Below are 19085 nucleotides of genomic sequence, written 5' to 3' on the forward strand. Positions count from 1 at the left end.
CTCCCCGACGGCGGCGGAACGGCCCCCGGCCATTGCCGGACTCCGATGGATCCGCGCACGGTAGCGGAACGGGGTGTCGGGCAGGTGAACGCCCCGTCCGACCGGCCGTCAGCCCGAGGGGACGAGGGGCAGGCTGTCGCTGTACCCGTTCACCGGCTGGTCGACCTTCTCGACGGTCTGGGCGTCCAGTTCGGCCGGCGCGGACCGCGTGCCGAGTGTGCCGCCGGGGTGCCAGGTGCCGGTGACCGAGACCCAGGTGTCGGCGGGCGGGGCGGGCACGGAGTGGACGCGGACCTTCACGGACTGCGCGTCGGCGGCGCAGCACGAGATGATGATCCGGGTCAGGTACCAGTCGTCACTGCCCTCGTCCAAGGTGACCAGGCCGCTCATCTGCACGGCCCGTCCTTTGATGGCCTGGCTGGGGTCCTGCTGTACGCGGCGTGTGAACTGGGTGAGGGTCATCGGCAGCGGCGAGGTGGCGGGCAGCGCCTCGAAGCGCTGCTGCACCGTGACGGCCTGGGCGGAGGCGCGGGAGGCGGTGTACGAGCCGAGGGCGGGCGGGGCGTAGACGAGCAGGCTCAGGGCGGGCAGGAACAGCAGCCAGGCCACCCGGGGGACGCGGGAATGGTCGTGCCCGTGTGCGGATGCGTGTGGCGGGTGGTCCGCCTCGTTGGCCTCGCCGTCGCCGCTGTGGTCCGTGTGCTCGTCGGTCTTCGTGGCCCTGCGCCGCATGTACGAGGTGCGGTGGGACCAGATCTCCGCCGCCGCCAGCACCAGCAGCAGGACACCGGAGGCGATCAGCGGGGGCCGCATGCCCGGCTTGACGTACCTCAGGCACAGGTCGGTGAACAGGGAGACGTGCAGCAGGCCGGAGCCAATGAGGAGCAGCAGGAACGCCTGTGCCGACCGCTTCACAGCAGGATCCCTCCGACCAGGACACTGGACAGCACCGCCACGACGGTCGTGGCGGTGGAGAAGCGGACAGCGAAGGCCCTGCCGAACGTGCCCGCCTGCAGGGCGATGAGTTTCAGGTCGACCATCGGGCCGACCACCATGAACGCCAGCCGCGCCAGGGGCGAGAAGCCGGTCAGCGAGGCGGCCACGAACGCGTCGGCTTCGGAGCACACCGCGAGGACGATGGCGAGGGCCGCCAGAAAGAGGACGGACAGCCAGGGCGAGCCGGAGACCAGGTCGAGGACCGAGCGCGGGACCGCCACGTTGAAGGTGGCCGCCGCCATCGCTCCGAGTACCAGGAATCCCCCGGCGTGCAGGAAGTCGTGCTGAAAGCCGAGCCGGAACTCGCTCCAGCGGCTGCCCCCCGCCTGATGGCCGGTGTGCCGCGCGGCCGGACGCAGCCACTCCGCGCGGCCCAGCCAGAGCCAGAGCCAGCCCATCACCGCGGCGGTGGCGAGCGAGGCGAGCAGCCGGGCCAGGACCATGGCGGGGCTGCCGGGGAAGGCGATGGCGGTGGCGGTCAGGACGACGGGGTTGATGGCGGGGGCGGACAGCAGGAAGGCGAAGGCCGCGGCCGGGGTGACCCCCCGGCCGATCAGGCTGTTGGCGACCGGGACCGACGCACATTCGCAGCCGGGCAGGACCACGCCGGCCAGGCCGGCGACCGGGACGGCGAGCGCCGGCCGCTTGGGCAGCATCCGCGTGAAGACCCGTTCGGGGACGAAGGCGTTGATGGCGCCGGACAGGGCCGTGCCGAGCAGCAGGAACGGCAGCGCCTGCACGGTGACGGCGAGACAGACGGTCCGCCAGGCCCGCACCGCCGCCGCGTCCAGCCATCCGGCGCCGACCAGGATCATGACACCGCACACGGCCATCGCCATGGCCCACAGGAACACCCACCCGGGGATCGAACCCCCGGAGGACGCGTCACCGGCGGACTCGGGAGCCCCGACGCCCACCGTCGCTTCCCCGGCGAGCTCGGCTGTCTGGTGCATGCCATCTCCGCGTGTCGGCGACGTTGTGATGAAGTTCGGCCGGGGCCGGGCCAGGGGCATGCGCCCCTGACTCACCAGGCCTCACGGGTCGGGAAATCTACCTCAGCGAACTCGTCACATTGCCGATAAAGATGAAGAATTCCTGCCAAGAAAGGGCAAAAATCCGCCCCTTCGCCTCGGTCGACTCCAGCGCGAGCACCGACCCTCGACGGCCTCCTGGTAACGATTTTCACATCAATCAGGCCGGTTGATGGTGTTGGCATTCATTTTCATCTAGCGTGACCGTCAGGCGGCACGGGCGACCCCTCACAGCCGCCCCCCGCTCTGGCCGGCCCTTGCTCCCGACTTGTCCTGGAGGATCCATGCTTTCGTTCCCGTCCCGCCGCCGCCTGGCGCTGATAGCCGGTGCCTCGCTGGCGCTCGTGGCCGGCTGCGGAGCCTCCACCGACTCCGGAAAGCCCAAGGGCTCCGCGTCGGACGCGGCTCCGTCCTCCCCCTCCGGAATCGCGGTGGTCGCCTCGACCAATGTGTACGGCGACATCGTGAAACAGATCGGCGGTGACGGTGTAGCCGTCACGTCGGTCATCAGCGACCCCGGCCAGGATCCGCACTCGTTCGAGGCCAGTACCCAGAACCAGCTGGCCCTGTCCAAGGCGAAGGTCGTCGTCGAGAACGGCGGCGGTTACGACGATTTCATCGAACGGATGCTGAAGAGCGGCAAGTCCTCCGCCGAAGTGATCGACGCGGTCAAGGTCTCGGGGAAGACCGCCCCGGCCGGAGGCGAGCTCAACGAGCACGTCTGGTACGACTTCCCCAGCGTCTCCAAGATCGCCGACAGCGTCGCCGCCGCCCTGGGCAAGGCCGCTCCGGAGCGAGCGGCCACCTTCACCGCGAACGCCGCGGCCTTCAAGGCGAAGGTGGCCGCGCTGGAGACCAAGGCAGCCCAGATCAAGAAGGAGCACGACGGCGAGGGCGTCGGCATCACCGAGCCGGTCCCGCTGTACATGACCGAGGCGAGCGGCCTGGTCAACAAGACGCCCAAGGAGTTCAGCGAGGCCGTCGAGGAGGGCGACGACGTCTCCCCGAAGGCCCTCCAGGAGACCCTCGCCCTCTACAGCGACAATCAGGTCAAGGCGCTGGTCTACAACGCGCAGACCTCCGGCCCGCAGACGGAGAAGGTCGAGAACGCCGCCAAGGCGGCCGGTATCGCCGTCGTGCCGGTCACCGAGACCCTGCCCGAGGGCAAGGACTACGTCGGCTGGATGACGGCGAACCTCGACGCGCTCGCGAGCGCGCTGGCCAAGTGAGGCGGGCAGCCGTGGCCCCCGTACCCCGGACGCGCCGCGGTGACGCCGGAAGCGACGACGCCACCGGCTCCGCGCCGGTCATCAGGCTGCGCGGAGCCGCCATGGCCTACGGCGAGCGCGTGGTGTGGCGCGGCCTCGATCTCGACGTGCGGCCCGGGGAGTTCCTCGCCGTGCTCGGACCGAACGGTTCGGGCAAGACCAGCCTGGTCCGGGCGCTGCTGGGCCGACAGCCGCTGTCCACGGGGGAACTGACCGTGCTCGGCCGGCCCGCGAGGGCGGCCGGGCGGCACATCGGGTACGTCCCCCAGCAGGCGGAGCTGTCCGCGCAGGCGATGGTGCGGGCCCGCGACCTCGTGCGTTTCGGGATCGACGGGCACCGCTTCGGGCCACGGCCGCGCACGCACGCCGTTCGCCGCCGGGTCGACGAGATCCTTGAGGCGGTGGGCGCGTCGGCGTACGCCGACACCCCGCTCGGCCTGCTGTCCGGCGGGGAACGCCAGCGGGTACGCATCGGCCAGGCTCTCGCGACCGACCCCCGGGTCCTGCTGTGCGACGAGCCGCTGCTCTCACTCGACCTGAACCACCAACGGGCCGTCACCGAACTGGTGGACGCCCGACGCCGTTCGCACGACACGGCCGTGGTCTTCGTGACCCATGAGATCAACCCGGTCCTCCCTCTGGTCGACCGCGTGCTCTACCTGGCGCGGGGCGGCTACCGCGTCGGTACGCCCGAGCAGGTCCTCACTTCCGCGTCGCTGTCGCGGCTGTACGGCACCCGGGTCGACGTGGTCCGCGTCCACGGGCGCGTGGTGGTCGTCGGAGCACCCGACGAGGTCGCCGCGCCCGCACACCATCCCGCCCGTGCGACCGGCGGAACCCAGCAGAACGAGGGAGCCCGCCCATGACGCTCGGCGACGGGATCTGGCACCAGATCTTCACCTTCGACGATTACGGCGAACTCCTGGCGCTCGTTCACAATTCGCTGATCGCCGGCGCCGCCCTGGGCCTGGTCGGCGGCCTCGCCGGTGTCTTCGTCATGATGCGCGACCTGCCCTTCGCGGTGCACGGCATCAGCGAACTGTCGTTCGCGGGCGCGTCGGCAGCCCTGCTGCTGGGTGTGAACGTGGTGGCGGGCTCGATCGTCGGCTCGCTCCTCGCGGCCGGGGCGATCGGTGTCCTGGGGTCGCGGGCCCGCGACCGCAACTCGGTGATCGGCATCATCATGCCGTTCGGCCTGGGGCTCGGCGTGCTCTTCCTCGCCCTCTACAAGGGGCGCGCGGCCAACAAGTTCGGTCTCCTCACCGGTCAGATCGTCGCCGTCGACACCCCGCAGACGGCCTGGCTGCTCGGCACCTCCGCCCTCGTCCTGGCCGTCCTCGCGGTCATCTGGCGTCCCCTGACCTTCGCGAGCAGCGACCCGGACGTCGCCCAGGCCCGCGGGGTGCCGGTGCGGTCACTGTCCTTCGTCTTCATGCTCGCGCTCGGTCTCACGGTCGCGCTGTCGGTGCAGATCGTCGGCGCGCTGCTGGTCCTCACCCTCGTCGTCACACCCGCGGCCGCCGCCGCCCGCGTCACCGCCTCTCCCGTCCTGCTCCCCCTGCTCAGCGTGGTGTTCGCCGTGGTCTCCATCGAGGGCGGCATCCTGCTGGCCGTGGGCAGCTCGATCCCCATCAGCCCGTACGTCACGACGATCTCGTTCACCCTCTACCTCGTCTGCCGAGTGGTGGGCACCCACCGGCCCGTGAAACGACGTCAGCATCCGCTGAAAACGATTGCCATGACGGTTTAGAGTGGACACCATCGGCCGGCACCGGAACCCCTCCCCCGGTGCCGGCCGACCGGCGCCCCGCCAGACCGGTGGCGGGGAAGCCGGCACGGGGCGCGGCGCCCAGCGGGACCTGTTCTCCTGGATCGGGGAGGGTCAGACGGGGTCGAGAAGGGTGTCGAAGGCGGCGGGGAGGTGTTTCCAGCCCTCACGCCCGGCCGCGTACTCGGCGTCCGTGCTGCGCGCCGCCGCGCAGCACAGGTCCTCCAATGCTTGGTAGAGGCGTTCGGGGCGCAAGGGCCGGCGGCGGTGCCAGACCAGGGTGGTGACCCCGGCGTCGTCGGCGTCCTGGGGCAGCAGCGCACAGGCGGGGTCCTGCGCCGCCGCGGCGGCCTCGACATCAAAGCCGGCGAAGGCCGCTTCGGCCAGTCCACCCGAGCCGGCCGGCATCTGGCGGGCGGTGGGGTGCAGTTGGGCCAGCAGAGCACGGTCCTCGTCATCGGCCTCGCCGTTGTCCACGAGGACGAGGACGGGCGCGTACTCCAGCTGCCGGACCCAGGTGTCCCCCACCGTCCACTGCTTGATGACCGGGCGGAGTTCGTTGCGTGCCATGACGCTACTATATGGGAATGGTTTCCATTTCCAACACCGGGATGGTTCCGCGAGAGGCAGGTAATACACCCATGTCCGCCCACTGCCAGCTGACCGGCGCCAAGCCCGGCTTCGGCAACAACATCTCCCACTCCCACCGGCGCACCTCACGCCGATTCGACCCGAACATCCAGCACAAGCGCTACTGGCTGCCCAGCGAGGGCCGCAACGTCCGCCTGACCCTGAGCGCCAAGGCGATCAAGACGGTGGACACGATCGGCATCGAGGCGGCCGTGGCGCGGATCCGTGCCCGAGGGGGGAAGATCTGATGGCGAAGAAGAGCAAGATCGCGCAGAACGAGAAGCGCAAGGCCGTCGTCGGCCGCTACGCCGCACGGCGCGCCGAGCTGAAGGAGATCATCCGCCGCCCGTCCGCCACCACGGAGGAACGCGCAGCCGCACTGGCCGAGCTGCGCCGCCAGCCGCGTGACGCGAGCGCCACCCGGGTCCGCAACCGCGACAGCGTCGACGGCCGCCCCCGCGGCTACCTGCGCAAGTTCGGGCTCTCCCGCGTTCGCGCACGCCAGCAAGCCCACGCCGGCTTCCTCCCCGGAGTGACCAAGTCCTCCTGGTGACCCCGGCGACGGCTGCCCGGGAGGGCTGCCCGGCCGGGCGCTGACACAGCGGCGGGTCACCGTGAAGATACGGTGACCCGCCGGTCCCTCTTGTGCCCTTGGCGTCAGCTGACGCTGAGCGCCGTGTCGTCGATCACGAACGAGGTCTGCAGGCTGGAGTCCTCGCTGCCGGCGAACTTGACCGTGACCGTCTGGCCCGCGAAGGAGGACAGGTCGAAGGTCTTCTGCGCGTAGCCGGCGTTCTTGTTGAGGTTGGAGTAGCCGGCCAGCGTCGTGGAGTTGGCCGTCACCGTCAGCTTGTCGTACGCCGTGGTGGTGGACGTCTCCGCGGTGTCGATGTGCAGATAGAAGCTGAGGCTGGCGTGGCAGCCGGCCGGGATGGTCACCGACTGCGAGAGCGAGTCGGTGTGGGTGGAGCCGTAACCGTTCATCCAGGCCTTCCAGGACCCGGAGTGCGCGGCCTCACCACTGCCGTTGTCGACCACACCGGTGCTGGCGGTCCACGGCGCGGCGGTGCCCGTCTCGAAGCCCTGGTTGCCGAGCAGCTGGGCCGGGGTGCAGCCGCCGCCGACCGGGGTGACGGTCCAGGTGAAGGAGGCGCTGCCGCTGGCGTTGGTGCTGTCCTTGGCGGTGACGGTGACGTTGTAGGTGCCCGCGGTGGTCGGCGTACCGCTGATCAGGCCGGTGGAGGCGTTGACGGACAGGCCGGGCGGGAGCCCGGTGGCGCTGTACGTGAGGGTCTGCCCGCTCGCCGAGTCGGTGGCCTGGATCTGCAGCAAGACGGCCGTGTTGACGGTGGTGGAGCGGTTGCCCGGGCTGGTGACGGTGACGGTGTTGCCGCCGCTGGTGCCGCCGGTGAAGGCCGCGGTGCCGTTGGGCGTGCCGAGACCGGTCGGGCCGTCGTAGCCGGCCTTGGCGGTGCAGAGGTAGCTGCTGGAGCAGGAGCCGTTGGCGCCGCTGGTCACGTCGTTGAGCGACGCGGTGTGGGCGTAGGGGTAGGAGGACGGGTAGGAGCCGGCGGCCGGGGTGCCGGCGAGGGCGTAGACGGAGGCGATGATCGGCGCCGAGGCGCTGGTGCCGCCGTAGACGTTCCAGCCGCTTGCCTGGTAGCTGTCGTAGACCGCGAGGCCGGTGGCCGGGTCGGCGACCGCGGAGACGTCGGCGACGGTGCGCTTGGCGCAGCCGGTGTCCTTCTGCCAGGACGGTTTGGTGGTGAAGCCGGAGCAGCCGGAGCCGGCGCCGTTGCCGCCGGAGCTGGTGCCCCAGACGCTCTCGGACCAGCCGCGGGAGGTGCCGCCGGCGCGGCTGAGCGAGGTGCCGCCGACGGCGGTGACGTACTGGGAGGCCGCCGGGTACTCGACGCCGTAGCCGCTGTCACCGGAGCTGACGGTGATGGCGACGCCGGGGTGGTTGAAGTACGAGGAGTCGGAGGCGGGGTCGGTGGAGTCCTCGCCGCCGCCGTAGCTGTTGGAGACGTACTTGGCGCCCATCGTCACGGCGCGGTTGACCGCGGTGCCGAGGTCCGCCATGGAGGGCTGGTTCGCCTCGACGAGCAGGATGTGGCACTGCGGGCAGACAGCGCTGACCATGTCCACGTCGAGGGAGATCTCGCCGGCCCAGCCGGAGTCGGCGGTCGGGTAGCTGGTGCCGCCGTTCTGGTCGACCTTGCGGAAGCAGCCGTTGGCCGTGGTACAGGCGGGCAGGCCGTACTGGGAGCGGTAGGCCGCCAGGTCGGATTCCGCGTTCGGGTCGTCATAGGCGTCGATGATGGCGACCGTCGCACCGGCGCCGGCGGAGGCCGGCAGCGCGTACGCGCCCTGCAGATCGGCGGGACCGTAGCCGGACGGGAGCACGTTGGGCGCGAGGCTGAGCTGCTGCTTGAGGTCGGTGCGGGCCAGCGCGTGACAGGCCATGTACCCGGGTTTCGAGGGCTCCGAGCAGAGCCGCTGGGTGTGCACGGCCGTGGCGGCGGCGCCGGCCGGCGCGCCGGCTCCGGCGGAGGCGAGGGACGGTGCGGCGAAGGCGAGCATCCCGCCGGATATCAGGGCGACCGCCGAGAGTAAGGCGGTCGTGCCGCGGCGGCTCAGCCGCGCGGCACGGTGGGACAGGGCGTTGCGCAAGGAACTGCCCTCCATGGGGGGTGGGGTGCCCACGCCGGGGGATCCCCTGACATTGACGTGATCATGACATACGACATGACGTACGAGCACGTCAGGGCATGCCGGACCGGAGGGTCGGCGTGGGGGTTGCGAGTGGCACGCGTGCGACGGTGCGGATGTCACCACGAGGAGTGGTGGCCAACGCCGAAGGTAGGGACAGTCCGGGCCAAGGAACTACCCGGCGAATGGTAAAGGGTTGCTTTCGGTCAGTGATATCCGCGTATACCGTTCCTGCCATGGACTTGGACGACAGCGCGGTCAACGACCTGATGTCCCTCGGGCTCTCCCGCTACGAAGCCCGGGTCTATCTCGCCCTGGTCCGGCGCGAGTCGTACAGCGCCGCCGAGGCGGCCCGCGCCGCGGACGTCCCCCGCCAGCGCGTCTACGACGTACTCGACGCCCTGGTGCGACGGCGCCTCGCCGTGCTGCGCCCCGGCCGGGTCGCGGCCTTCTCCGCGGTGGCTCCCGAACTGGCCCTCGCCCGGCTGATGACCCTGCAACGGGAGGCCCTGGAACGGCTGAACGGCGTGTCGACCGCCCTCGCCGCGGCGCTGCTCCCGATCTGGTCCGATGGACGCACCCACACCGATCCGCTCGACTACATCGAGGTGCTGCGCGATCCGCGGGCGATAGCGGAGCGGTTCGACAGCATCCAGGAGCAGGCCTCCCGCGAGCTCCTCAGCTTCTGCAAACCGCCGTTCGTCGCTCCCCCGGCCAACAACGAGGGCATCAAGACGGTCCGCCGCCTGCGCCGGGCCGGGGGCACGGCCCGCGCCGTCTACACCCACGACGCCCTCGACGACGCCGAAGTGCTGGAGAACGTACGCCGGTTCGCCGCGGCGGGCGAGGAGTCTCGCTTCACTCCGGACCTCCCGCTCAAGCTGATCGTCGCGGACGCCTCGCTGGTGCTGTGCGACATGCCCGACCCGGTGGCCGGAACCGACGCCACCACGGCCCTGTACATCGAACACCCCGCGCTCGCCGGCTGTCTGCGGCTCGCCTTCCTCTCGGTATGGGAACAGGCCCGCATCGCACCGGGAGCGGCCGACGGCTGACGCGCCGTCCGCGTCCACGTCCACATCCGCACCCTCGTCCGCCCCCCATCCGAGAGGGCCGATGGAAAACGATTGTCAAAGTACCGACTTCTTCCGGGTCATCAGTTGAAAACGATTACCATGGCGACCTAAGGTGTGCGAGGTCGCGTGCGACGCTCGTCCGGCGCCAAGGGGGGCTCCAACGGGCGTCGCACGCGGCTGCGTTGGCGCATGCCGAACGCAAGGCGGACACCCGGGTGCCGGGCGAAGAGGAGGCCGCCCACGAGCCCGCCCCCGCCGACGCGGCCCGCCGCAGGTCCATGGAGCGGCGAACCGAGATCCTGAGGGCCCTCGGAGACGCGGGGAGGTTTCTCACCGCCCGGCAGCTGCACGCCCTCACCGCGACGCGAGGCCGGCACATCGGCCTGTCCACGGTCTACCGAACCCTGAGGGCCGCCGACGCGGCCGGTCTGCTCGAAGTCGTGCACCGCTCCCCGGGAAAGAGGTACCGCCTGCTGCCGGGCGCGCACGAACACCGCCTGGAATGCCGCGGGTGCGGGGAGGGCGTCCCGTTCGCCTCCGAGGGACTGGAGGAGTGGCTCGCGGGATTGGGGCGCCGCTACGGGTTCCACGACGTGCGGCACGCGGTGAGCGTGACCGGGACCTGTCGCAGGTGCCTCCCCGCCCGAGCGTGATATAAAAATGGAAACCATTTCCATCAAGGGGTTTCCATGCACGATGCCGGTCATGACGAGGCGGGCGTGGATCGCCCCCGTCCGTACACACTCATCAGCTGCGCGCCCTGCGCCGAGTGGGCGGGCCAGGCGGTCATCGGTCGGCTCCGTCAGGCGGTGCGCGCGTGCCCGCACGGCGTCATGGTGGCCACGCAGTGCCTGGCCCACGTACTGGACTGCTCATCGGGCCGCGGCGCGCACGTGATCGTCCAGCCCTGTACCGAAGACCGCCGGCCGGCCGGAGCCGCCGTGCCGCTGGGTCCGCTCCAGAGCGCGGCGGACGCGGAGACGCTACGAGGCTGGCTCCTCGACGGTATGCCCGGCGCCACCGGCCTGCCCGCCGGGCTCCTCGCCGCGCGCCCCTTGCGCGCTCCGCGCCCGTGACGGGCGTCCGGCCGCCGAAGGGCCTGCTGAGCGTGGTCGCCGGAAACTCGCCGGAGATCCGTGGCGGGCTCGTCGAGCAGCTGCTGCGGGCGAGCCCCGACGCCGTCGTCCTCTCGGTGTCGGTCCACGACAGCCCTTCCGGCGGCTACCCGGTGGTCCAGCGCATGGTGACCACGGCCGACGCCCGGACGGCGGCGCACGCCCCGTCGGGCGCGACCGGCGACCCGGTGGTGATCCTGCGTCAGGACCTGGTCTCCCTCCGGCGCTCGGCGAAGGACGTGCACGTCGTTCTGGCTCTGCCCGGACACTCGACGTACTGCCCTTCCTCCTCCAGTTGTGGCGGGCCCGGACCGTCGCCGACAGCCTGGAGGACCACTACGACGCCGCCCCCGTCCTCGTCGGTGTCGACCCGGCCACGTTCCTCGCGGACATCGCCTGCGTCCACCGCGCGGTTCACGTCTGGGGCGGTGACGCCCAGGGCGAGCCGCTGACACCGGCGGAGGCCGCCGTCCGTCAGGTCGAAGCGGCCGACGCCCTCGTCCTGACGGACGCCTCGCCGGCGGACGAGAGGTCCGGCCAGGCCGCCGCCGCGCTCCTGCGGCACCTCAACGCCCGTGCCGGCATGATCACTCTCGGCAGGGTCACCGCCCGGCAGCCGGCCTCGGGCCGGGTCCTGACCCGCCGACAGGTCCCGGAGCAGGCGCGCGAGGCGTGGGAGTCCCGACTGGACGCGGTGGCCTCCCCGTACGCGCACCCCGAATCCCACCAGGCCGTCTCCACCGTCGTGTGGCGTTCCCGGCGCCCCCTGCACCCCGAGCGGCTCGCCGGGGCACTGGGCGACGTCATGCTCGGCGTCCTGCGCAGCCGCGGCCACCTCTGGCTCGCCAGCCGGCCGGACGCCGTCGTCACCTGGCGATCGGCCGGGGGTCACCTGGAGATCCGCGAGGCCGACCGCTGGCTGGAGGCACCGGCCTCGCCCGCGTGGGCAGCCGCCTCGCCCGGGCGGCGCACGATGGCCTGCTGGTTCTGGGACGACTACTACGGCGAACGCCGTAACGAGATCGCCTTCACGGGCGCGGGCCTCGACCTGGACCGGATCGCGGGCGCACTCGACGCCGCCCTGCTCACCGACGCCGAACTCTCGCTCGGCCGGGAGGGCTGGGGCGCCATGAGTGATCCGCTCCTCGGCGCGAACGAAGACCACTGAGCCGAGCCGAGTGAGCGCCCACCCCCGCACCAACGCCTGAAGGCACCTCGCTTCCGCGAGGTGCCTTCAGGTTTCAGGGGGCCGGGGCGGGCGATGCCGTGGCTGCGACCACCGCCCGTCCCGGAGTCTCTACGCCGCCTGTGCGAGCGGGGGCTGCTCGTGCTCGCAGGCGTCCTCGATCCCGTAGGTGTCCCAGGCGGGGAACGGGTCGACGTCGGGCAGGCTTTCGCCCTCGGCCATCAGGCATCCGGCCAGCGCCGCCCGCAGGGCCTGTGCGCGCAGGCCGGTGCCGATGAAGACCAGTTCCTGTCCCTGGGCGTCGTCGCGGACGCCGGACGGTTCGAAGCGGGCCACGGAGCCCGCCTGCGACCAGAGCCCGGTGACGTGCGGCCGGCTGGCCAGGTAGAAGAAGCCCTTGGAGCGCAGGACCGTGCCGAACGTGCCGCTGTCCAGCCCCTTGGTGACGAAGGTGAACAACCGGCCCGGGTGGAAGGGCAGTTCGGAGCGGAAGACGATGCTGGAGATCCCGTACTCCTCGGTCTCCGGGACATGGTCGCCGTTGAGCTCCATGACCCAGCCGGGTGCCTGCTGCGCGCGTTCCAGGTCGAACAGACCGGTCCCCAGGACGTCGGCGGCGGCCACTTGGCCCCGGACGGCGGTCACCAGGCGGGCGGCCGGGTTCAGCCGGAGCAGCGCGGCGCGCAGGCGCAGGGCGTCCACCGCGTCGACGAGGTCGAGCTTGTTGAGGACGATGACGTCGGCGAACTCGATCTGGTCCATCAGCAGGTCGCTGACGGTCCGCTCGTCCTCCTCGTACTGGTCCAGTCCGCGCTCGGCCAGGCCGTCGCCTCCGGCGAGTTCGGGCAGGAAGTTCGCCGCGTCCACGACGGTGACCATCGTGTCCAGGCGGGCCAGGTCGCCCAGGGTGGCGCCGTCGTCGCGCGGGAAGGCGAAGGTCGCGGCGACCGGCATCGGCTCGGAGATGCCGCTGGACTCGATGAGGAGGTAGTCGAAGCGGCCCTCGCGGGCGAGGCGGTCCACTTCCTCCAGCAGGTCGTCGCGCAGGGTGCAGCAGATGCACCCGTTGGTCATCTCGACCAGGCGCTCCTCGGTCCGCGACAGGGCCGCCGCGCCGCCGCGCACGAGCGCCGCGTCGATGTTGATCTCGCTCATGTCGTTGACGATGACCGCGACCCGCAGTCCCTCACGGTTGCTCAGCACGTGGTTGAGGAGCGTGGTCTTGCCGGCTCCGAGGAAGCCGGACAGCACGGTCACCGGCAGCCGCCGGTCAGGGGCGCTACCCATCGCGCTCATCCTTCGGGGCGCAGCAGACCGCGCTCGTACGCCTTGATCAGCCGCTGCGGTACGAGGTGGACGGATCCGTCCACCGTCACGGGCGCGAGCTGGGGCGTCGTCGCCTTCCACTGCGCTCGACGGTGACGCGTGTTGCTGCGGGACATCTTCCGCTTGGGAACGGCCATGACCAACCTCCGGGAGTCAGGGGAACGGTCATCACCCTACATGGAAATGGATTCCATTTCCAAAAAGGCGGCCGCTCAGTCCTGGAGGACCGCGCGGCTCTGCCGGTCCCGCCCGCGCAGCGGCGTCGCCAGCCCCGCGCCGAGCGAGGCCAGGGCGCCGAGGCAGGCGAGCGAGAGTGCGGCCCGGACGCCGATGCCCTCGGCCAGGAAGCCGGCGGTGGCGGCGCCCAGTGGCTGGCCGCCCCAGGCGATCATGCGGGCGGTGGTGTTGACCCGGGCCTGGAGGCGGTCAGGGGTGACCCGCTGGCGGATGACGATGCCGTTGAGGCTGACGGTGGTGTTGGCCGCCTGCCACAGGGCCAGGGCGACGAGGCCCGCGGACAGCCCGGGGGTGTGCGCCCAGCAGGCCAGGAACACGGCGTTGGCGGCGAGGCCGCCGAGGGTGATCCAGCCGGCCGGGAGCGCCTTCTGGAGCCGGAGCAAGGCGGTGGCGGCGGCCAGTGCGCCGAGTGCGGCGGCCACCCAGAAGAGGCCGATCCGCCCGTCGTCCGGAGTCAGCCCGAAGCGGCGTACGGCGGCCACGACGATCAGCCCGACCACGGCGCCCTCGGTGAAGCTGTTCCCGATGCCGAGGAGCGTCAGGGGGCGGATCAGCGGATGGCGGCGTATGTAGCGCAGTCCTTCGGCGATGTCCGCGCGGGTGCCGCGGACGCCCTTCTGCCCGGTGGTGGAAGGGAAGCCGGAGAGCGGCAGCCGGGCCAGCAGCAGGGCCGCGCAGGCGTAGCTGAGCGCGTCGAGGGTGATCGCGGCCGGCGCGCCGGTGCTCGCGATCAGTGCCCCGGCGCCCGAGGGTCCGACGAGGCCGACCAGGGTGCTCGCGCTCATCATGCGGCTGGTCGCGCCGGCTATGCCGTCGCGGCCGACGAGGGAGGTCAGGGCCCCGAAGGCCGCGGCGTCGAAGAAGACGAAGGCGCAGGAGACGGCCGGTCCGGTGAGCATCAGCTGGAGGGTGCCGAGTACGTCGCATGCGGCGGCGAGCGGTATCGCGGCTATGAGGGCGGCACTGCACCAGCTGCACAGCGTCAGGGTGCGGCGGCGGTCCCACCGGTCGGCGAGGGCGCCGGCGGGGAGCCCGAGGACGAGGTACGGGAGGGCTTCCAGGGCGGTGAGGAGTCCGCTGAGGGCGGCGCTGCCGGTGCGCTGGTAGAGCAGGACGGGCAGCGCCACGGTGGTGACGGCGGAACCTGCCCAGGAGACCGTACGGGCGGTGAGGAAGAGGCCGAAGCCCGGGCGGGAGACAGTGGCCATGGACGTGACTCCTGGGGCGTGAGGGGTGTGAGGAACGTGTGAGTGAGCGGTACGACGGAACCCCGGACGGCCCTCGGGCCGTCCGGGGTGGGTCGATGAGCACTCAGAAGGCGTCCGGGTGCAGCGCCTTGGCCAGGGTGAGGGTGCCGTCGACCGCCCTCAGTTCGGAGAAGTCGGCGGCGGGTACGGCGATGAGACGGTTCTCCCGGACGGCCTTGGTGGCGCCGAGGTGCTCCTTCAGCCACTGGGCGGAGGCGGCACGGTCGGCGTCGCCGGTGTAGTGGTAGATCAGGACGTCGGGGTCCCGCTTGGCCAGCGCCTCGGCGGACAGGGGGGAGAAGTTGCTGCCCTTGGGCACGTCCGGGTCGAGTACGTTGGCGCCGCCGGCCCGGCGGACGATGTCCGAGTACAGGCCCCCGGCGAGCGCGTAGAGCTGCTGGTCGACGATCTGGACCATGGCGGCCGAGGTGGCGGGCCGCCCCTTGAGCGCGGTGTCGACGGTGGCGAGCTGCCTGCCGGTGCCGGTGACCGCCGCCGCGGCGGGTCCGGAGGCGTCCAGCAGGGTGCCGAGGGCGGTGAGGTCGGCCGTCGTCGCGTCGAGGGTGGCGGTGCCGGTGGCCTCGGGGCAGAAGGCGCTGTCGATGTAGACGGGCACACCCAGCTTCGCCAGCTCCTCGATGGTCGGCAGCTTCTTCCCGTCGAACTGGTACTCCCCGTCGGCGAGGATGAAGTCGGGGCGGGCCGCGAGCAGCGCCTCACGGGAGATCTCCCCGGGGGCGAGGACCTTCACCTTCCCGTACGCGCCGGTGTAAGCGGGCTTGGGCGGCGACTGGTTGGTCCAGGTCTGGCCCGCGATCCGGTCCCCCAGGCCGAGCGTGAGCAGCAGCTCGGTGTTGGACGGGAAGAACGACACGATGCGGCGCGGTGCGCGCTCCACGCGCACCGTGCGGCCGCAGTTGGCGGCCTGCGCCGGATAGGACGTACGGGCGTCCCCGGCGGCGGCCTCGTGGGCGGCGGGCTTCGCCGTGTCGTGGGCGGCCGGTGTGCCGCAGGCGGCGAGGAGGGCGGCGGACGCGGCGAGTGCGAGCACGGCGGTGGCCGCCCTCGTACGGCCGGCGCGCTGACGGAACGGGGAGAGGGTCTTCATCGGTCTACTCCGGTGGTGCGGGGGTGAGGGCGGGGGCGAAGCTCAGCTGGGGACGGCCGGTGAGCGGGTGGGTTCCGAGGACGGCCCGGACGCCGAAGACGTCATCGAGCAGTTCGGGGGTGAACACGTCCCGGGGCGGCCCCGTGGTGACGAGGTGTCCGTCGCGCAGGACGTGGACGCGGTCGCAGTAGGCGGCGGCGAGGTTGAGGTCGTGCAGGGCGGTCAGGGTGGTGACCCGCAGGTCCCGTACGAGCTCCATCAGGTCGAGCTGGGTACCGATGTCGAGGTGGTTGGTCGGCTCGTCGAGGACGAGGAGACGGCCGCCCTGGACCAGGGCGCGGGCCAGCAGGACGCGCTGCTTCTCCCCGCCGGAGAGCGTGGCGTACGGGCGGTCGGCGGTGTGCGCCATGCCGACGCGGGCGAGGGCGTCGGCGATCCTCGCCCCGTCCTGCGGGGCGTCGCGGGTCCAGGCTCCCCGGTGCGGGGTCAGGCCGGCCGCGGCGATCTCGGCGACGGTGAAGTCGAAGACGGCCGGGTTCTCCTGGGCCACCACGGAGATCCGCCGGGCCGCGTCCCGTGCGCCGAGGGTCCGCCATACGTCCTCGCCGCCGACCAGGACCGCGCCGGCGGTGGGCCGCAGCGACCGGTAGACGGACCGCAGCAGGGTGGACTTGCCGCTGCCGTTGGGGCCGACGATGCCGACGATCTCGCCGGGGGCGGCGTACAGGGTCGCTCTGATGACGAGGGGCAGGCCGCCGATGCCGAGGCTGACCCCTTCCAGGGCGACGTCGACGCGGTCCGGTCGTGTCGAGCCGGTCATCAGGATTCACCTGCCGTCCGGCGGTCGCGGCGCAGCAGCCACAGGAAGAAGGGCGCCCCGGCCACGGCGGTGACGATGCCGAGCGGCAGTTCCATCGGTGCGGCCGCCGTACGGGCGGCCAGGTCGGCCAGGAGAAGGAAGAGGGCGCCGGTGAAGGCGGTGGCGGGCAGCAGGGCACGGTGGTCGGCGCCGATGAGGAGCCGTACGCAGTGCGGGACGATCAGGCCGACGAAGGAGATGCCGCCCGCGACGGCGATGACGGCGGCGGTCAGGACGGCGGCGACGGCGAGGAGTCGAAGGCGCAGGGCCTGTACCGGGACGCCGAGGAGCACGGCCGTCTCCTCTCCCATGGCCAGGGCGTTCAGGGCGCGGCCGTGGAGCAGCAGCCACAGGGTGCACGCCACGACCACCGCGGCGGGCAGCCCGAGGTCGCCCCACTGGGCGCCGGCCACCGAGCCCAGCAGCCAGAAGAGCACGCCGGAGAGCTGGTCGGGCCGGGCCCGCAGCTGGAGGTAGCTGGTCGCGCCCTGGAGGAGGTAGGAGACGGCGACGCCGGCCAGGACCAGCCGGGCGGGGGCGAGGGAGCCGTGCCTGCGGCCCAGGGCGACGACGAGGACGAGGGTGGCGCACGCTCCGGCGAACGCGGCTGCGGACACCCCGAGGTGGAGCGGTCCGGCGAGCCCGGCCGGGGCCAGGGTGAGCACGGCCACGGCGGCCAGGGAGGCACCGGAGGTGACGCCGAGGACGTAGGAGTCGGCGAGCGGGTTGCGGACCACGGTCTGGAGTACGGCTCCGGCGACGGCCAGTCCGGCTCCCGCGACCATGGCGAGCAGCGTGCGGGGGACGCGGGAGCCCCAGATGATGGCGTCGTCGATCCCGGAGACGGTGGCCGGCCGCCCCCCGCCGGTGAGGTGGGAGGCGATGTCGCTCCAGACGTCGGAGAGCGGCAGGGAGGCCGCGCCCAGCGCGACGGATCCGAGCGCGGCGACGGGGAGCACGACCAGCAACCAGGCCAGCAGCACCGGGGCGGAGAGCAGGGGGCCCCGGGCGGCGGGGGGACGTACGCCGCCGCCGGGCCGGACACCGGCCGCCCGGCCGGGCCGCAGGCTCGCGCGGGGCGGGGGCCAGGCCGCCTGCGGGGCGCGGGGGGTGGTGTCGCCGGCGGGGCGCGGCGGCCGGATGGTCACGGCGGTAGTCCTTCGGATCGCGGGCTCAGTGGGGCAGCGGCAGGGGCCGGCGGGGTGCGCCGGCCAGGGAGTCGGTGAGGCGTGTGCCACCGAGGAAGGGCAGTCCGGCGGCGGTGTTGGAGTACAGCCCGGGGACCAGGACCCGGACCACGTGCAGGCCCGCGGCGCGGACGTCGGGGGTGGTCACGTCCACGACGACGGCGCGGTGCCCGGCTTCGGTGATCCGGCGGACGACCGCCTCCAGCGGATCCCCGTCACCGCACGTCGCGGCCGGACCGGGACCGGTCGGCGGCCCCTCGGTCAGGGCGGTCCGCAGCTCCGCCTCGAAGGCGTGCTGGGCGCGCGGGTCCAGGTACAGCTGGAGGTGGCAGCCGTAGTCGACGACGTCACGCAGGTCCTCGCGGTACGCGGACGCGTAGTCCCGGTCGCGGCGCCAGGGCTTGAGGGGGCTGCGCGGATCGGCCGCGGCCCGCATGTACGGGCCCGCGGGATCGTCGTAGTCGGCGGTGAAGAGCTGGAGTTGCAGCGCCTCGCCGTACGCCTTGAGCGCGGCGGCCTCGCCGTCGCTGCGGGCGGCCACCCCCAGGGTGAGGTATCCGGTGACGGCGTCACGGACCAGCGCTCCGGCGACCGTCATCCCGAACAGGGCGGGGAAGGCGAGGAAGCGGGTGTCGAGCTGCCCGGCGGGGCCGCGCGCGAACTGCTCCAGCCAGGGGGCGGGCGTCATGGGGCGCAGGCCGGCGCGGCCGTGCCAGCCGAGGGTCATGGCGTCCCGCTCGACGATCTCCCCGAGTGCGCCCAGGCAGGCGTCGCGCGGGGTGGCCCCGGCGGCCAGACCCGCCTGGATGACGGGGTTCGTGCGCGGGCCGCGCTGCTCGACGTCGGCGGAGACGTACGAGACCCACACGAGGGACGCCGGGACCAGCACGGGCTCGCCGTCGGCCAGATCGGTGCCTTCCGTCCACTCCACGCTCAGCTCGCGGGTGAACGCGGTGAGCGGGAAGCCCGGTTCGGCGTGCTGCTCGGGTGAGTAGAGGGCGAGGGTCTCGGGGTCCAGGGCCCGTACTCCCCGCTCGCGCAGCTCACGGTAGGAGGCGCGGACGAGGCCGTCGGGCACCAGGTTGCCGCAGTAGCGTTCGGCCGCCTCGCCCAGGGCGGCGCCGAGGGCGGCCTCGGGCTGGGCGAAGGCGTAGCCGGCGCCGGCCGAGTCGGCGGGCCAGGCGCAGAAGCGGGAGGTGTCGGCGAGTTCGGAGGCGATGAGTTCGAAGCCGGCCGGGAAGTGGCCGGGGACCGGCGGGCGGGCCAGCCGGCGGACGATGCCGGTGCGCGCGTGGGTGAGCAGGGGGTAGGGCATGGGCGGGATTCCTCGTCGCTCGTC

The 19085-nt window shown here is 72.4% G+C and carries 19 protein-coding genes and 1 pseudogene; 9 read left to right on the forward strand and 11 right to left on the reverse strand.

Going from position 1 to position 19085, the window contains the following annotated elements; all coding sequences use genetic code 11:
* Nucleotides 1-108: 108 nt before the first annotated feature.
* Together ACZ6ZT_RS11655 and ACZ6ZT_RS11660 are read right to left on the reverse strand one after the other, a co-directional pair.
* Nucleotides 109-915 carry a TIGR03943 family putative permease subunit gene (locus ACZ6ZT_RS11655; RefSeq protein ID WP_469717994.1) on the reverse strand — a complete coding sequence of 269 codons (807 nt, stop codon included), beginning with the start codon at nt 913-915 and terminating at the stop codon, nt 109-111.
* Complete coding sequence (locus ACZ6ZT_RS11660; protein ID WP_469717997.1) at nt 912-1949, reverse strand: permease; 1038 nt, start codon at nt 1947-1949, stop codon at nt 912-914. The genes ACZ6ZT_RS11655 and ACZ6ZT_RS11660 overlap by 4 nt, the downstream gene beginning before the upstream one ends.
* 362 nt (nt 1950-2311) lie before the next feature.
* Between ACZ6ZT_RS11660 and ACZ6ZT_RS11665 the strand changes: the two genes are divergently transcribed.
* The 3 genes from ACZ6ZT_RS11665 (at nt 2312) to ACZ6ZT_RS11675 (ending at nt 5045) form a co-directional block, all read left to right on the forward strand.
* The gene (locus tag ACZ6ZT_RS11665; RefSeq protein ID WP_469718000.1) at nt 2312-3256 is read left to right on the forward strand and encodes a metal ABC transporter solute-binding protein, Zn/Mn family; all 945 of its coding nucleotides are present in this window, start codon (nt 2312-2314) and stop codon (nt 3254-3256) included.
* Nucleotides 3257-3357: 101 nt separating this feature from the next.
* Entirely contained in the window at nt 3358-4161 is an 804-nt protein-coding gene (locus ACZ6ZT_RS11670) for a metal ABC transporter ATP-binding protein (protein ID WP_469718292.1), read from the forward strand.
* A complete protein-coding gene (locus tag ACZ6ZT_RS11675) occupies nt 4158-5045 on the forward strand; it encodes a metal ABC transporter permease (protein WP_469718004.1) in 888 nt (295 codons plus the stop codon). The genes ACZ6ZT_RS11670 and ACZ6ZT_RS11675 overlap by 4 nt, the downstream gene beginning before the upstream one ends.
* 132 nt (nt 5046-5177) lie before the next feature.
* Here ACZ6ZT_RS11675 and ACZ6ZT_RS11680 read toward each other — a convergent pair.
* Nucleotides 5178-5600: pseudogene (locus tag ACZ6ZT_RS11680) on the reverse strand (hypothetical protein); the annotation flags it as partial.
* A 104-nt stretch (nt 5601-5704) separates the two neighbouring features.
* On the opposite strand from ACZ6ZT_RS11680, the gene rpmB reads away from it, so the two are divergent.
* Together rpmB and rpsN are read left to right on the forward strand one after the other, a co-directional pair.
* The gene (rpmB, locus tag ACZ6ZT_RS11685) at nt 5705-5941 is read left to right on the forward strand and encodes a 50S ribosomal protein L28 (RefSeq protein WP_469718008.1); all 237 of its coding nucleotides are present in this window, start codon (nt 5705-5707) and stop codon (nt 5939-5941) included.
* Nucleotides 5941-6246 (forward strand): 30S ribosomal protein S14, encoded by a 306-nt coding sequence (gene rpsN, locus ACZ6ZT_RS11690; RefSeq protein WP_469718011.1) that lies wholly within the window; start codon nt 5941-5943, stop codon nt 6244-6246. Before rpmB ends, rpsN begins: the two co-directional genes overlap by 1 nt.
* Before the next feature lie 104 nt (nt 6247-6350).
* Here the strand turns inward: rpsN and ACZ6ZT_RS11695 are convergent, their stop codons facing one another.
* Nucleotides 6351-8276: a putative Ig domain-containing protein gene (locus ACZ6ZT_RS11695; protein ID WP_469718295.1), complete on the reverse strand. Its 1926-nt coding sequence runs from the start codon at nt 8274-8276 to the stop codon at nt 6351-6353.
* A gap of 365 nt (nt 8277-8641) precedes the next feature.
* On the opposite strand from ACZ6ZT_RS11695, the gene ACZ6ZT_RS11700 reads away from it, so the two are divergent.
* The 4 genes from ACZ6ZT_RS11700 to ACZ6ZT_RS11715 all read left to right on the forward strand — a co-directional run bounded on the left by ACZ6ZT_RS11700 (nt 8642) and on the right by ACZ6ZT_RS11715 (nt 11764).
* On the forward strand, nt 8642-9460 hold the full coding sequence (locus ACZ6ZT_RS11700) for a TrmB family transcriptional regulator (RefSeq protein WP_469718015.1): 819 nt from the start codon (nt 8642-8644) through the stop codon (nt 9458-9460).
* 203 nt (nt 9461-9663) lie between these two features.
* Nucleotides 9664-10134, forward strand: coding sequence for a Fur family transcriptional regulator (locus ACZ6ZT_RS11705; protein ID WP_469718018.1), 471 nt, complete (start codon nt 9664-9666; stop codon nt 10132-10134).
* A 36-nt stretch (nt 10135-10170) separates the two neighbouring features.
* On the forward strand, nt 10171-10557 hold the full coding sequence (locus tag ACZ6ZT_RS11710; RefSeq protein WP_469718022.1) for a hypothetical protein: 387 nt from the start codon (nt 10171-10173) through the stop codon (nt 10555-10557).
* A gap of 334 nt (nt 10558-10891) precedes the next feature.
* A complete protein-coding gene (locus ACZ6ZT_RS11715) occupies nt 10892-11764 on the forward strand; it encodes a GTP-binding protein (RefSeq protein WP_469718026.1) in 873 nt (290 codons plus the stop codon).
* 129 nt (nt 11765-11893) lie between these two features.
* Here ACZ6ZT_RS11715 and ACZ6ZT_RS11720 read toward each other — a convergent pair whose 3' ends face one another.
* The 7 genes from ACZ6ZT_RS11720 to ACZ6ZT_RS11750 form a co-directional block, all read right to left on the reverse strand.
* Entirely contained in the window at nt 11894-13069 is a 1176-nt protein-coding gene (locus tag ACZ6ZT_RS11720; protein ID WP_469718030.1) for a GTP-binding protein, read from the reverse strand.
* 5 nt (nt 13070-13074) lie between these two features.
* Nucleotides 13075-13245 (reverse strand): 50S ribosomal protein L32, encoded by a 171-nt coding sequence (rpmF, locus tag ACZ6ZT_RS11725; protein ID WP_469718034.1) that lies wholly within the window; start codon nt 13243-13245, stop codon nt 13075-13077.
* A gap of 75 nt (nt 13246-13320) precedes the next feature.
* Nucleotides 13321-14553 carry an MFS transporter gene (locus ACZ6ZT_RS11730; RefSeq protein ID WP_469718038.1) on the reverse strand — a complete coding sequence of 411 codons (1233 nt, stop codon included), beginning with the start codon at nt 14551-14553 and terminating at the stop codon, nt 13321-13323.
* A gap of 103 nt (nt 14554-14656) precedes the next feature.
* Entirely contained in the window at nt 14657-15700 is a 1044-nt protein-coding gene (locus ACZ6ZT_RS11735; protein WP_469718041.1) for an ABC transporter substrate-binding protein, read from the reverse strand.
* Nucleotides 15701-15704: 4 nt separating this feature from the next.
* Complete coding sequence (locus ACZ6ZT_RS11740; RefSeq protein ID WP_469718043.1) at nt 15705-16520, reverse strand: ABC transporter ATP-binding protein; 816 nt, start codon at nt 16518-16520, stop codon at nt 15705-15707.
* Complete coding sequence (locus ACZ6ZT_RS11745) at nt 16520-17707, reverse strand: FecCD family ABC transporter permease (RefSeq protein WP_469718046.1); 1188 nt, start codon at nt 17705-17707, stop codon at nt 16520-16522. Before ACZ6ZT_RS11745 ends, ACZ6ZT_RS11740 begins: the two co-directional genes overlap by 1 nt.
* A 25-nt stretch (nt 17708-17732) precedes the next feature.
* Nucleotides 17733-19061: a YcaO-like family protein gene (locus tag ACZ6ZT_RS11750; RefSeq protein ID WP_469718049.1), complete on the reverse strand. Its 1329-nt coding sequence runs from the start codon at nt 19059-19061 to the stop codon at nt 17733-17735.
* Nucleotides 19062-19085: the final 24 nt, after the last annotated feature.

The sequence above is a fragment of the Streptomyces sp. NPDC102258 genome, assembly GCF_055584685.1.

Coding starts and splice junctions, on each gene's coding strand:
- ACZ6ZT_RS11735 (WP_469718041.1), bottom strand. CDS start 15,700: ATGAAGACCCTCTCCCCGTTCCGTCAGCGCGCCGGCCGTACGAGGGCG.
- ACZ6ZT_RS11695 (WP_469718295.1), bottom strand. CDS start 8,276: ATGCTCGCCTTCGCCGCACCGTCCCTCGCCTCCGCCGGAGCCGGCGCG.
- ACZ6ZT_RS11730 (WP_469718038.1), bottom strand. CDS start 14,553: ATGGCCACTGTCTCCCGCCCGGGCTTCGGCCTCTTCCTCACCGCCCGT.
- ACZ6ZT_RS11700 (WP_469718015.1), top strand. CDS start 8,642: ATGGACTTGGACGACAGCGCGGTCAACGACCTGATGTCCCTCGGGCTC.
- ACZ6ZT_RS11665 (WP_469718000.1), top strand. CDS start 2,312: ATGCTTTCGTTCCCGTCCCGCCGCCGCCTGGCGCTGATAGCCGGTGCC.
- rpmB (WP_469718008.1), top strand. CDS start 5,705: ATGTCCGCCCACTGCCAGCTGACCGGCGCCAAGCCCGGCTTCGGCAAC.
- rpsN (WP_469718011.1), top strand. CDS start 5,941: ATGGCGAAGAAGAGCAAGATCGCGCAGAACGAGAAGCGCAAGGCCGTC.
- rpmF (WP_469718034.1), bottom strand. CDS start 13,245: ATGGCCGTTCCCAAGCGGAAGATGTCCCGCAGCAACACGCGTCACCGT.
- ACZ6ZT_RS11710 (WP_469718022.1), top strand. CDS start 10,171: ATGCACGATGCCGGTCATGACGAGGCGGGCGTGGATCGCCCCCGTCCG.
- ACZ6ZT_RS11675 (WP_469718004.1), top strand. CDS start 4,158: ATGACGCTCGGCGACGGGATCTGGCACCAGATCTTCACCTTCGACGAT.
- ACZ6ZT_RS11750 (WP_469718049.1), bottom strand. CDS start 19,061: ATGCCCTACCCCCTGCTCACCCACGCGCGCACCGGCATCGTCCGCCGG.
- ACZ6ZT_RS11670 (WP_469718292.1), top strand. CDS start 3,358: ATGGCCTACGGCGAGCGCGTGGTGTGGCGCGGCCTCGATCTCGACGTG.
- ACZ6ZT_RS11720 (WP_469718030.1), bottom strand. CDS start 13,069: ATGGGTAGCGCCCCTGACCGGCGGCTGCCGGTGACCGTGCTGTCCGGC.
- ACZ6ZT_RS11660 (WP_469717997.1), bottom strand. CDS start 1,949: ATGCACCAGACAGCCGAGCTCGCCGGGGAAGCGACGGTGGGCGTCGGG.
- ACZ6ZT_RS11740 (WP_469718043.1), bottom strand. CDS start 16,520: ATGACCGGCTCGACACGACCGGACCGCGTCGACGTCGCCCTGGAAGGG.